Consider the following 13,114-nt stretch of genomic DNA (forward strand, 5'->3'; position numbering starts at 1 on the left):
CCTGGCTGTTCCGTGCAACGCGGTACCAAGGAGGGTCTGAACATGGCAAGGCATCTTCACGCCGACCGTGAACCCCGGATCGTCGCCGAGTCGAAGTGTCTCGGCCCGTGCGATCCGGCAGAACGTATCCACGTCACGATCATGTTGCGGCGGCAGGAAGAAGGGCAACTCGACACGTTGGTCCAGCAGCTCGCCACCGGCGACGCACAGGCGAAACCGCTGTCGCGCGAAGCGTTCGCGCAGCGTTTCTCCGCCAATCCCGACGACATTCGCAAGACCGAGGACTTCGCGCGCCGTCACCAGCTCACGGTCGATCGCGTCGATCCGGTCGAAAGCGTCGTCGTGCTGTCCGGCTCGATCCAGCAGTTCGAAGCGGCATTCAGCGTGAAGCTCGAGCGTTTCGAGCATCGTTCGATCGGCCAGTACCGCGGCCGCTCGGGCCCGATCGCGCTGCCGGACGAGCTCGGCGATGCCGTCACGGCCGTGCTCGGCCTCGACAGCCGTCCGCAGGCGCGGCCGCACTTCCGGCTGCGTCCGCCGTTCCAGCCCGCGCGCGGCGCGCCCGCCGTCACGTTCACGCCGATCCAGCTCGCGTCGCTGTACGGCTTTCCGGCCGGCGACGGTGCAGGGCAATGCATCGCGATCGTCGAACTCGGCGGCGGCTATCGCGCGGCCGATATCCAGCAGTATTTCCGCGGGCTCGGCATCAAGACGCCGCCGACGCTCGTCGACGTGAACGTCGGCACCGGCCGCAATGCGCCGACCGGCGAGGCGAACGGCCCGGACGGCGAAGTCGCGCTCGACATCGAGATCGCCGGTGCGATCGCGCCCGCCGCGAAGCTCGCCGTCTATTTCGCGCCGAACAGCGACGCGGGCTTCATCCAGGCCGTCAACGCGGCCGTCACCGACAAGACCAACCGGCCGTCGGTGATCTCGATCAGCTGGGGCGGGCCGGAAGCGATCTGGCAGGCGCAGTCGGCGCATGCGTTCAACCGCGTGCTGCAGGCGGCCGCCGCGCAGGGGATCACGGTGTGCGCGGCGTCGGGCGACAGCGGCTCGGGCGACGGGCTGCAGGACGGCACGGATCACGTCGACTTCCCGGCGTCGAGTCCTTACGTGCTCGGCTGCGGCGGCACGCAGCTCGATGCGCTGCCGGGGCAGGGCATTCGCAGCGAAGTCGCGTGGAACGACGAGGCGGCCGGCGGCGGCGCGGGCGGCGGCGGTGTCAGCACGCTGTTCGACCTGCCGGCGTGGCAGCAGGGATTGACCGTCACGCTCGCCGACGGCAGCACCACGCCGCTCACGAAGCGCGGCGTGCCGGACGTCGCCGCCGATGCATCGCCGCAGACGGGCTACGAGGTGTCGGTCGCCGGCACGGTCGCGGTGATGGGCGGCACGAGCGCGGTCGCGCCGTTGTGGGCCGCGCTGATCGCGCGGATCAATGCGGCGGCGAGTGCGGCGGCGAGTGCGGCGGCCGGTGTGGCGGCGAGTGCATCGGCCGGCTGGATCAACCCGGCGCTGTACAAGAATCCTGGCGCGTTGCGTGACATCACGAAAGGCTCGAACGGCACGTATGCCGCCGCGTCCGGCTGGGATGCGTGCACGGGCCTCGGCAGCCCCGACGGCGCGAAACTCGCGGCGATCCTCGCGCGCAAGCCGTCGAGCTGACGCGCCGGCACCGGCCTTTCCAAGCGACGCGGGTTTCCTGCCCGCGTCTTTTTTCACCTCGAGGAGCAGCACGATGGGCATCGATTCCGCATCTTCCGGCGGCGTGTATCCGCTGCATCACGGCGACCACAATTCGCATGGCGTGCCGCCGACCATCAGTCCGGTCGCGCTGAGCCACGGCCGCGACCAGCCGTTCTTCGATCCGGTCGCGTACGGCAACGGTCCCGACGACTCGGTGACCGACACGACCGAAGCGGCCGCGATCACGCATCACACGATCCTGATCGATGGCAAGCGCATCGCGTACACGGCGACGGCCGGCCACCTCGTGACGGTCGACCCGAGCAGCTCGCTGCCGGCCGCGAAGCTCTTCTACGTCGCGTTCACGGCCGACGGCGCGAAGGAGGAAACGCGGCCCGTCACGTTCTTCTACAACGGCGGACCCGGGTCGTCGTCGGTGTTCGTGCTGCTCGGCTCGTTCGCGCCGAAGCGCATCAGGACGTCGATGCCGGGGTTCACGCCGCCCGCGCCGTATCAGATGGAAGACAATCCGGACAGCATGATCGACCACAGCGACCTGGTGTTCATCAACCCGGTCGGTACCGGTTATTCCGCGGCCGTCGCGCCGAACAAGAACCGCGATTTCTGGGGCGTCGACCAGGATGCGGATTCGCTGAAGCAGTTCATCAAGCGCTACCTGACGAAGAACAACCGCTGGAATTCGCCGAAGTACCTGTTCGGCGAGTCGTACGGCACCGCGCGCAGCTGCGTGCTCGCGTACAAGCTGCACGAGGACGGCGTCGACCTGAACGGCGTCACGCTGCAGTCGTCGATCCTCGACTACCGGCAGGCCGGCAACCCGGTCGGCGCGCTGCCGACCGCGGCGGCCGACGCGTGGTATCACAAGAAGCTCGGCGTCACGCCCGCGCCGACCGATCTCGGCGCGTTCGTCGAGGAAGTCGCGCAATTCGCGCGCACCGACTACCTGAAGGCGCTGCGCACGGTTCCGCATGCGGACCCGGCCGCCGTGCAGAAGCTGTCGCGATACACGGGTATCGATACCGCGACGCTGCAGTCGTGGAGCCTCGACATCGCGGGCTACGACACGCGCGGCAATTCGCTGTTCCTGACGACGCTGCTGCACGCGCAGGGGCTCGCGCTCGGGTCGTACGACGGCCGCGTGACCGGGATCTCGTCGGGCATCGCCGGCAAGATCGACCCGAACTCGGGCGGCAACGATCCGACGATGACGGCCGTGACGGGCGTCTACACGGCGATGTGGAACAGCTACCTGAACGAGCAGCTGAAGTTCACGTCGAATTCCGCGTTCACGGACCTGAACGACCAGGCGTTCCGGAACTGGGACTTCAGCCACATCGACCCGACCGGCGCGCAGCAGGGCATCGATGCGAAGGGGAACCTGATCCTCTACACGGCGGGCGATCTCGCCGCGGTGATGGCGCTGAACGTCGACCTGAAGGTGCTGTCGGCGAACGGCCTCTACGACTTCGTCACGCCGTTCTACCAGACCGTGATCGACCTGCAGCAGATGCCGCTCGAGGATCCGAAGGTGCGGCAGAACCTGTCCGCGCGTTTCTATCCGTCCGGGCACATGGTGTATCTCGACGGCGGTTCGCGCACCGCGCTCAAGCGCGATCTCGCGACGATATACGACGCGACGGTCAGCGATACGGGCGCGCGGCTGCGGATTCGCGCGCTGCAGGCGAAGAAGGCGGGCGGGCACGCGTAGCGCTGCCCGTCGCGCAGGCGCCGCGCGTAACCGCCAGGGTTCGCGCGGCGCGGTGTTGCGGCTGAACGAGCCGGCTTACGCGGCCGGTCAGTCGAACGGCGTGTACGGCAGCGCGCGCTTGTGGCGCGAACCGTCGTAGAAGCGGAGCACCGTTTCGTACACGTTGTCGGCGACGGGTTTGCCTTCGAGGAAATCGTCGATTTCGTCGTAGGTGACGCCGTAGGCGTGCTCGTCGGGGCGCAGCGGACGCAGTTCCTCGAGGTCGGCCGTCGGCACCTTCATCACGATCAGTTCGTCGCCGCCGAGCGCGCGGGCGACCGCACGCACGCGGCGCTTGCTCAGGCCGGCGAGCGGCAGCACGTCCGCGCCGCCGTCGCCGAATTTCGTGAAGAAGCCCATCAGCGATTCGGCCGCGTGGTCGGTGCCGATCACGATGCCGCGCCGCGCGCCGGCCACCGCGTATTGCGCGATCATGCGCTCGCGCGCCTTGATGTTGCCGTGCACGAAGTCCTGCTGGGCCGGGTTTTCGAATGCGTGGCCGGACGCGACGAGCGATGCGAGCATCGCGTCGGCGGCGGGCTTGACGTCGACCGTGAACGTTTCGTCCGCGCGCACGAACGCGAGCGCGCGTTGCGCATCGGCTTCGTCGTTCTGCACGCCGTTCGGCAAGCGCATCGCGATGAAGCGGGCGTCGTAGCCGCCGGCACGCAGCTGTTCGACCGCCAGCTGCGCGAGCCGTCCGGCCGTCGACGAATCGACGCCGCCGCTGATGCCGAGCACGTAGGTCCGCAGGCCGGTCGAACGAAGGTACTGCGCGAGGAAATCGACGCGGCGGGCGATTTCGGCATCGGCGTCGAAGTGCGGCGCGACGTTCAGTTCGGCAATGATCGCGCGTTGGCGGCTGGCGTAATCGGCGGATGTCATGAAGGTGGTTCCGGAACGAAATGCAAGGCGCCCATCATAAGCGCAATCGCGGCCCGGCGCCGCGCCGGGCATGCGATCCGGCGGCCGCGCGTTGCATCGGCGAGACGCGATGCATCGTCATGGTGCGGCGCGCGGGGCGGCGTCCCCCGGCGTGCGCGCGGATGCTTCGTTTCGAGGCATGGCGGGGCGCGCCACGATGAACCACGAGGCGCGGCGCCCGGCGGCAGCGCGACGCCGCGCATGGCGGGGCGCGGTGACGAACCCGTGCGCTCGCCCGCGTCAGCGCCGCGCGAGCACGACGCCCGCCAGCGCGAGCGCGAAGCCGGCGAGCTGGACGGTCGCGAGCGTTTCGCCGAACAGCAGGTAGCCCTGCAGCGCGGCGAGCGGCGGCGCGAGGAACAGCAACGACGTCGCGCGCGCGGCGTTGCCTCGCCGCAGCATCCACATCAGCATCGTGACCGCGCCGCCGGACAGGAACACGACGCCCCACACGAGCGAGATCCACAGCGCCGGTGCGCCGATCCAGCGCGTTTCGTGCAGCAGCACGACGAAGACGGCCGCGACGATCGCCGCGCCGAGGTTCTGCACGGCGACGGCCGTACGCAGGTCGTTCTGCGCGAGCTTGCCCTTCTGGTACAGCGAGCCTGCGGTGATCGAGCCGACCGACAGGATCGACACGGTCACGACGAACCACGCGGGCGCGGCGCCCGCCGGCGGCGCGACGCTGCCCGCGACCTTCGGTGCGAGGACGAGCGCGACGCCGGCGAGCCCGAGCGCCATCCCGAGCCAGCCGCGCGCGGGCAGCCGCTCGTTGAACAGCGGCACCGCGAGCACGGCGGTGGCAAGCGGCTGCAATGCGCCGAGCAGCGCCATCACGCCGGCGTTCAGCCCTTGCGCGACGGCCCAGTAGCTGGCGCCGAGATAGACGCCCTGCAGCAGCGCGCCCGCGATCAGGTGGCGCGGCCATTCGCGGCGCGCCGGCCACGGCGCGCGCGCGGCGAGCGCCACCGCGCCGAACAGCACGGCCGTGCCCGCGAAACGCGCGAGCAGGAACAGGTTCGGGTCGGCGTAGGGCTTGATTGCCCGGGCGACGATGAAGCCGGTGGACCACAGCGCGACGAAAGCCGCGGCGACGAGCGAGGTAAACATGCGTGGCGGGCCGCGATACGGCCGGACGAATCGTGAGCCGGCCAGTATCGGGTGAAGCGGCGCGGCCGTCTTGTCGGATTCTGCATTCGCGCGTGGCGCGTGCGGAACGCATGCAGCAGCGGTGCGCGGCACGTTGGCCGCGGGCGTGATCCGCCACGAGCGCGGCAGCACGCCGGCCGTCCGGTTAGCGGCCGTCCGGGCGAAGGCGCCGCGGCATGAAAGCGCGCCGTGGCGCGCGCAGAGGAACGGGGATCAGTCGAGCGAGAACGTGTCGAGCGGCTGGTTCGCGCGCGCATCGGTCGCGAAGCGTGCGGCGAGCTGTTCGTACAGCCGGCGGGCCTCGTCGAGCGTCAGGTCGATCCAGTACGGATCGCCGGCCCCGTCGTTGAGCCGTTCCGGCGAAAACTGGATTTCGAGCACACTGCCTTTGCGGTACATGACGCAAGCCCCTTGATGGTCTGTCGTTCGGCGAAACGCAGAGTGTAGCAACCGCTTGCCACGCCGATTCGCGCGCATCGGGCAATACAGAATTTCGCTTTCGTGAAACGTGGCCGCGGCCGGACGCACCGCCGTCAAATGGCGGTCAAACGGCCGTAATACAATGGTCGGCCTACCCATTACCAGTCGCCTCGGGCGCATTGCGATGCTGGCGGAACAACGTCATCAATACATTCTGTCGGAGCTCGGACGATCGGGCGCGCTGTCGGTCGCCGAACTCGTGCGCTCGCTCGACGTGTCGCGCGAGACGGTACGGCGCGACCTGAACGCGCTCGCGGCGCGCGGCCTGCTCGTGATGACGCACGGCGGCGCGCTGGCGGCGGATCGCCGCGAGCCGAGCCTGTCCGAGCGTGAGGCGGCGAATGCCGAAGCGAAGCGCACGATCGGGCGACGCGCGGCCGAATTCGTGCCCGACGACGCCTCGGTGCTGATCGACTCGGGCAGCACGCCGCATGCGGTCGCGCTCGCGCTGGCCGACCGGCACCGGCTGTCGATCTACACGAACGACTGGCGCACCGCGTTCGTGCTCGCGCGGCGCAACGGCAATCGCGTGACGCTGCTCGGCGGCGAACTGTCCGACGACGAGGATGCGACGTTCGGGCTCGATACGATCCAGCAGCTCGCGCAATACCACGTCGATTTCGCGTTCGTCGGCGCGGGCGGCATCACGGCCGATGGCGACTGCACCGACTACTCGCGGCTCGCCGCCGAAGTGCGCAGCCGGATGATCGCGGCGGCCGGCACCGCGATCATCGTCGCCGACCATTCGAAGTTCGGCCGCGTGACGCCGGTGCGGATCAACGGCGCCTCGGCCGCGCGCTATCTCGTCACCGAACGCACGCCGGACAAGGCCGTGCGCCGAGCGCTGACCGCGCGCGGCATCGAGCTGCTCGTGTGCGACTGACGCGGCGCCGACATACAAGGTTCATCGAACGGTCATCGCACGGGAAGATGCGCCTTCGACACTGACTCATTCCTTTCGACCGGCCGCCGCGGCAGGAGCAAAGAATGACCGTCAGCGTACGCAGCTATCTTTCCCCGACCCTGGTTCTCCTCGCTTTCGACTGGCCCGACGCGGCCTCGCGCACCGACTTCCTCGGCTTCGCGATCCGGCGCACGCCGGGCTTCTGGTCGGCCGACGGCAAGACGCGCGCGCCGGACAGCTGGCTGCCGAACCGGCTCACGTTCGACGGCCCGGCCGCCGGCACGCAGGGCGACGCGCCGACCGACCAGGCACCGATCCAGAAATTCATGTGGTGGGACGCGCGCATCGATCCGCAGGATCGCGATGCGTCGTTCCGCTATGACGTCTATCCGGTCGTCGGCACGCCGGAGAACCTGAAGGTGCTCGATGCGCAGGCCGGCGTGTGCGATGTCGTGCTGCCCGCGCACATCGTGGACGGCGTCGGCACGTGGTTCAATCGCGCGGTGGTCAGTTCGCAGGCGTTCGCGAAGCAGGTCGCGGCGCTGGGTCTCGCGCCGAATGCGGCGCCGAGCGCGGACCAGGCGCTGAAGCTGCGCACGTGGCTCGCGAACGACATGGAACAGGTGTTCGCGGAGATGCTCGACCCCGCGTCGCGCGCGGTCTCGGCCGTCTATCACCTGACGGACACGCTGTGGGCGTTGCCCGCATTCGAGGCGTTCGGGCGGCAGCACGGCGAAGCGTCGCTCGCGATCGTCTACGACGCGCACGTGACCGCCCGCAAGGGCAAGCCGCCGCTGCCGTCGCCGAACCAGCCGGCCGTCGACGCGCTGCAGGGCCTCGCGACGCGCGCGCCGCGCGACAGGACGCACATCATGCACGACAAGTTCATCGTGACCGACGCACCGGCGAACGGGACGACTGCGGCGACGCCCGCGCGCGTGCTGACCGGTTCCGCGAACTTCACGACCGAAGGGCTGACGGAGCAGGCGAACGTGCTGCACGCATTCGATTCGCCGGCGCTCGCGGCGCTGTACAACGCGCGTGCGCAGGCGCTGGCCGCGAATCCGCCGATCGCCGAGACGGCGAGGTTGTCGCCGGGCTGGTCCGAGCCGCTGACGATCGGCAGCGCGCAGGTGCGCGTCGCGTTTTCGCCGGAGCCGGCGGGGCAGCGCACCGAGATCGATACGATCGTCGCCGCGATCGCGGCCGCGCAGCATTCGGTGTCGTTCTGCCTGTTCATGCCGACCGACGCGGCGCTGCGCGACGCATGCTTTGCCGCCGGCGACCGCGGCCTGATGATGTTCGGCCTGGTGAACCGCATCAACGCCGGCAGCGCGACGCAGGCCGATGCCGCGCAGCACGACGGCCGGCCGCTCGATGCGGCGACGCTCGCGAACCTCGAGCTTTACCATCGTCGGCGCGATCATCGCGACGTGATCGACGCCGCGTATTTTTCACCGGCGACGGTGCCGCAGGGTTTCGAGCCGGAACTGCGCCTCTTTCCGGGCGAGCCGGCGCCGGCCTATCCGCCGGTCGTGATCCACCACAAGTTCATCGTGATCGATGCGGAAGGGGCGAACCCGATCGTCTACACGGGCTCGGCGAACATGAGCCGCAATTCCGAGCAGTACAACGACGAGAACCTGCTGGAGATTCGCGACGCGCGGATCGCGGCGATCTATCTCGCGGAATTCCTGCGGCTCTACGAGCACTACCGCGCGCGGGCGCTGTCGATCGAGTCGCAACGGCAGGGCGCCGGTGCGCAACGGCACCTCGCGCTCGCACCGGATTCGAGCTGGGCGAAGAAGTATTACGTGGCGGGCAGCCCGGAAGAGAAGGCGCGGATCGCATTGGCGTCGGCGCCGACGGACTGGCGTGAGGCGGAAGTTCGGCCTGAGGCGGCCTGAGCGGCCTGAGCGGCTTGAAGGAACGCGCCGCGTGAATCCGGCTCATGCCGGTTGCAAGCGTCGTAGTGCCAGTCGGGAGAGGGCCGGGCGGCGGGTTCAGCGCTCGTCGCCGGCCTTCGGATGAAACCGCGCGATGCGCTTACGCGGCGACGTAGCGCAGCACGGAATCGGCGATCGTCTCGCGATGCCGCGCGCGCAGACGCGGCGCCGACGGATCGCGGCCGAACGCGGCGCCGAACGTATAGCGGTTCGACACGCGGTGGAAGCAGAACGAGCTGATCAGCAGATGCAGGTCGAACGCGTCGATGTCCTTGCGGAACGCGCCGCTCGCCGCGCCGCGCTCGAGCAGTTCCTCGAGCGTCTTGATGATGCTGACGTTGCGGTTCTTGAACGACTTCAGCTGTTCGAGATACTTCGCGCCGTGGATGTTCTCGATCGACACGAGGCGGACGAAGTCGCGATGCTTGTCGTGATAGTCGAACGTGAATTCGACGAGCCGGCGCATGCCTTCGCGCGGCTCCATGTCGCCGACGTGCAGTTCCTGCTCGAGCGCGCGGATGTCGCCGTACACCTTCTCCAGCACGGCCTCGTACAGGCCTTCCTTGCTTTCGAAGTAGTAGTAGAGCATCCGCTTCGTCGTGTTGGTACGCTCGGCGATGGCGTCGACGCGCGCGCCGGCGAGGCCCATCGCGGAAAACTCCTGCGTGGCGACGTCGAGGATGTTGCGCTTGGTCTGCTCGGGATCGTATTTGCGCCGCGCATCGGTCGCAAGCGCGCGGCTTTCGGACGTGGCGGCCTTGCTTCCAGCTTTCATGTGACTTTGTTGTGGGTTCGCGGCGGCATGAAGAAATCATTCTAGCATGCGGGAAATCGCCGCCCGGCCGACCTTCTGCTCTAATCGGCCGCGCGGTTTCGGCGGCCGTCGCCGCTCAGCGCCGGCACGACGCGAGCGCGTCGCGGGCCTGGTACGCGGTGTACGTGAGCTGCGCGGCCGCGAGGCCGGCGAGCCCGAACGTGCGCGTGAGCCCGAACGCGGCGAAGCCTTCCGGCACCGGCTGCTCCCCGGCCAGTGCGGCGGCGAGCGCTTCGCCGGCGACGGTGGTGGGCGCCATCCCGTGACCGCCGAATGCGATCGCGTGCCACACGCCGTCCGCGTCGCGGCCGATCTGCGGCATCTTGTGCCGCGCGTAGCTCATCAGCCCGCCCCATGCGTACTCGACCTTCACGCCGTCGAGCTGCGGATACACGCGCAGCAGGTCGCGTCGCAGCAGCCGCGCGATCGCGTCGGGGCCGCGGTCGAGCACCGAGATCCGGCCGCCCCACAGAATCCGCGTGTCCTTCAGCGGCCGGTAGTAGTCGAACGCGAAACGCGTGTCGTAGATCGCGTACGGCGCGTCGATCGCGTCCGGCAGCCGCGTGCCGAGCGGCTCGGTCGCGATCACGTAGGTCGCGATCGGCAGCACCGCGCGCTCGATGCGCGGCGACACGCCGCGCGCGTAGCCGCCGCCGGCGAACACGACGTCCTTCGCGCGCACCGTGCCCTGCGCCGTGCGCACGACGTAGCCGGCGCCCTCGCGCGCGATGCCGAGCGCGGCCGAGCGTTCGTACACGCGTGCGCCGCCGCGCGAGGCGGCCGCCGCGACGCCGAGCACGTACTTGAGCGGATGGAAGTGGAACGCGTTCGGCTCGAACAGGCCGCCGTAATAGCGCTGGGTCTTCAGCCGCGCGCGCAGCGCGTCGGTCGCGACCGGTTCCCAGTCGACGTCGAATTCCTGCTTCATCAGCGTGCGCACGCCGTCGAGCCGCGACGGATCGTCGAACCAGTTGGCGAGCATCACGCCCTCGTCGACGATGTCGCAGTCGATGCCGTAGCGGGCAATCCGCGCGCGGATCAGGTCGACCGCGTCGACGGTGAGCCGGTACAGGCGGCGGCCTTCGTCGCGGCCGAGTGTGCGCAGCAGGTCCGCGTTGTCGAGGCTGTAGCCGCCGAACACGAAGCCGCCGTTGCGGCCGGACGCGCCGAAGCCGACCCGTTCGCCGTCGAGCACGACGACATCCCGCACGCCGCGCTCGACGAGGCCGAGCGCCGTGCACAGGCCGGCGAGGCCGCCGCCGACGATACAGACCTGCGTGTCGATCGTGCCGGTCAGTTGCGGGTAGGGCTGGCGGGTAACGGTGGCTTCGTAGAAGTTCTGCATGCGTTTTCGATGACTCGTGACGACGGAAAAACGGACGGCGCGCGTCGATCTTGCCTGAACGCGCGCGCCGCGTCGAATGGGGTATTCAGCGCACCGGCCGCCGCGGTCGGGCGGCGGCTGGCGCGCGGCCGGGCATCATGCGCCCGGCGTCGGGTTGACCGGAGCGGCGATGTAGGCCGGATAGCCGGCGTCGGTCTTGACCGTGGCGTCGGGCGCCGCGTTGCGCTCGATCCACGGCGCGATCTCCATGTCCTCGTAGCGGACGAGGCGGCATTTGCGCACCAGCGCGTAGCCGAGCCAGATCGCGAGGAAGAACGGCAGGCCGATGTAGGTCGCGGCGATGCCGGCCCAGTCGATCCTGTCGGCGAGGAACGCCTGGTAGTCCTGGCCGAGCGCGACGATCGCGCACAGCGCGAACGCGAACAGCGGCCCGAACGGGAACCACTTCGACCGGTACGGCAGCTGGTCGAGCCGGTAGCCCTGCTTCAGGAAGCCCTTGCGGAACCGGTAGTGGCTGACCGCGATGCCGAGCCAGGTGATGAAGCCGGCCATGCCCGACGTGTTCAGCAGCCACAGGTAGACGGTCTTATCGCCATACAGCGACGTGAGGAAGCACAGCGCGCCGACGGCGGTCGTCGCGTACAGCGCGTTGCGCGGCACGCCGCCCGGCGACAGCTTCGCGAACAGCTTCGGCGCGCGGCCCTCGACCGCGAGGTTGTAGAGCATCCGCGTCGACGCGTACATGCCCGAGTTGCCGGCCGACAGCACGGCCGTCAGGATCACCGCGTTCATCACGCCGGCCGCGAACGCGAGGCCCGCGTGGCGGAACACGAGCGTAAACGGGCTCACGCCGACGTCGGTCACGTCGCTCTTCAGCAGGCTCGGGTCGGTGTACGGAATCAGCACGCCGATCACGAAGATCGCGAACACGTAGAACAGCAGGATGCGCCAGAAGATCTGGCTGACCGCGCGCGGGATCGTCGTGCGCGGGTTCTCCGATTCGCCGGCCGCGACGCCGATCATTTCGGTGCCCTGGAACGAGAAGCCCGCGATCATCGCGACGCCGAGCATCGTGGCCCAGCCGCCCGCGAACGGCGCGTCGCCGATCGTGAAATTGCCCCAGCCCGCGCTCGGGCCGCCCTGCATGATCCCGAAGATCATCAGCAGGCCGACGCCGACGAACGCGAGCACCGTCAGCACCTTGATCAGCGCGAACCAGTATTCGGCTTCACCGAAGCCGCGCACCGACAGCGCGTTGAGCGCGAAGATCAAGGTGAGGAAGATCGCGCTCCACCAGACGCCCGGCACGTGCGGGAACCAGTAGTGCATCACGAGCTGCGCGGCGACGAGTTCCACCGCGAGCGTCACGGCCCAGCTGTACCAGTAGTTCCAGCCGAGTGCGAAGCCGAAGCCTTCGTCGACGAATTTCGCGCCGTAGGTCGCGAACGAGCCCGACACCGGCATGAACGCGGCCATTTCGCCGAGGCTCGTCATCAGGAAATAGACCATCAGGCCGATCAGCATGTACGCGACGAGCGCGCCGCCGGGGCCGGCCTGCGAGATCGACGCGCCGGACGCGACGAACAGACCGGTGCCGATCGAGCCGCCGATCGCGATCATCCGCAGATGGCGCGCCTGCAGGCTGCGGTGGAGGGACGGCTGCGCGGGCGGCGAGCCGGACGGACGGGGCGAGTCGGGGCGGGCATCTGAATGCATGGCGGGTGCTGGGCGCTGTCTCCGGGATTGTTTTTTGGTTACGAAGGGCGGCGCGTTGCCGGCCGCCGGCCGGGCGGCGGCACTGCTTCGCGGGGCTGGTCCGGATCGACCGGGACCGCCGGGCCGCGACGCGTGTTGCCTTCGTCTGTCGTCGGCCGCCCGTTGGGCGGCCGTCGGCGCGCCGGGTGCGGTGCACCTCGACGCCGCCCCGATTGTGGGTGCCGGCCGCAAGCGCGGCAAACGATATTTCCGCACAGGGTGATGCAACTTTGTCATCAACTTGCCGCGCATCGAAACCGCCCCGGCGGCCCGGCCATCGGCCTTGGATACGTCCCATGCCGGTGCCGAAACGGGCGGATTCGTCCCGCTGGGTTGTTGC

The 13,114-nt window shown here is 69.2% G+C and carries 10 protein-coding genes; 4 read left to right on the top strand and 6 right to left on the bottom strand.

Going from position 1 to position 13,114, the window contains the following annotated elements; all coding sequences use genetic code 11:
• The first annotated feature begins 42 nt into the window (after positions 1-42).
• Both DIE17_RS32330 and DIE17_RS32335 read left to right on the top strand, forming a co-directional pair.
• Positions 43-1,668, top strand: coding sequence for a protease pro-enzyme activation domain-containing protein (locus tag DIE17_RS32330; RefSeq protein WP_124921650.1), 1,626 nt, complete (start codon positions 43-45; stop codon positions 1,666-1,668).
• A 73-nt stretch (positions 1,669-1,741) separates the two neighbouring features.
• The gene (locus DIE17_RS32335) at positions 1,742-3,418 is read left to right on the top strand and encodes a S10 family peptidase (protein WP_124921651.1); all 1,677 of its coding nucleotides are present in this window, start codon (positions 1,742-1,744) and stop codon (positions 3,416-3,418) included.
• 87 nt (positions 3,419-3,505) lie between these two features.
• Here DIE17_RS32335 and nadE read toward each other — a convergent pair whose 3' ends face one another.
• The 3 genes from nadE to DIE17_RS32350 form a co-directional block, all read right to left on the bottom strand.
• Complete coding sequence (gene nadE / locus DIE17_RS32340; RefSeq protein WP_124921652.1) at positions 3,506-4,342, bottom strand: ammonia-dependent NAD(+) synthetase; 837 nt, start codon at positions 4,340-4,342, stop codon at positions 3,506-3,508.
• A 279-nt stretch (positions 4,343-4,621) separates the two neighbouring features.
• The gene (locus DIE17_RS32345) at positions 4,622-5,491 is read right to left on the bottom strand and encodes a DMT family transporter (RefSeq protein WP_124921653.1); all 870 of its coding nucleotides are present in this window, start codon (positions 5,489-5,491) and stop codon (positions 4,622-4,624) included.
• A 252-nt stretch (positions 5,492-5,743) separates the two neighbouring features.
• Positions 5,744-5,929, bottom strand: a complete 186-nt coding sequence (locus DIE17_RS32350; protein ID WP_006752380.1) for a hypothetical protein — start codon at positions 5,927-5,929, stop codon at positions 5,744-5,746.
• Positions 5,930-6,134: 205 nt separating this feature from the next.
• On the opposite strand from DIE17_RS32350, the gene DIE17_RS32355 reads away from it, so the two are divergent.
• A complete protein-coding gene (locus DIE17_RS32355; protein ID WP_044848782.1) occupies positions 6,135-6,893 on the top strand; it encodes a DeoR/GlpR family DNA-binding transcription regulator in 759 nt (252 codons plus the stop codon).
• A 104-nt stretch (positions 6,894-6,997) separates the two neighbouring features.
• The gene (locus DIE17_RS32360) at positions 6,998-8,821 is read left to right on the top strand and encodes a phospholipase D-like domain-containing protein (protein ID WP_124921654.1); all 1,824 of its coding nucleotides are present in this window, start codon (positions 6,998-7,000) and stop codon (positions 8,819-8,821) included.
• 139 nt (positions 8,822-8,960) lie between these two features.
• Here DIE17_RS32360 and DIE17_RS32365 read toward each other — a convergent pair whose 3' ends face one another.
• The 3 genes from DIE17_RS32365 to DIE17_RS32375 all read right to left on the bottom strand — a co-directional run bounded on the left by DIE17_RS32365 (position 8,961) and on the right by DIE17_RS32375 (position 12,735).
• Positions 8,961-9,635, bottom strand: coding sequence for a TetR family transcriptional regulator (locus tag DIE17_RS32365; protein ID WP_044848780.1), 675 nt, complete (start codon positions 9,633-9,635; stop codon positions 8,961-8,963).
• A 115-nt stretch (positions 9,636-9,750) separates the two neighbouring features.
• On the bottom strand, positions 9,751-11,019 hold the full coding sequence (locus DIE17_RS32370; protein ID WP_124488686.1) for an NAD(P)/FAD-dependent oxidoreductase: 1,269 nt from the start codon (positions 11,017-11,019) through the stop codon (positions 9,751-9,753).
• Positions 11,020-11,154: 135 nt separating this feature from the next.
• Positions 11,155-12,735: an amino acid permease gene (locus DIE17_RS32375; RefSeq protein WP_124488685.1), complete on the bottom strand. Its 1,581-nt coding sequence runs from the start codon at positions 12,733-12,735 to the stop codon at positions 11,155-11,157.
• Positions 12,736-13,114: the final 379 nt, after the last annotated feature.

It is taken from the genome of Burkholderia sp. Bp9099, assembly GCF_003857805.1.
Taxonomy (GTDB): domain Bacteria; phylum Pseudomonadota; class Gammaproteobacteria; order Burkholderiales; family Burkholderiaceae; genus Burkholderia.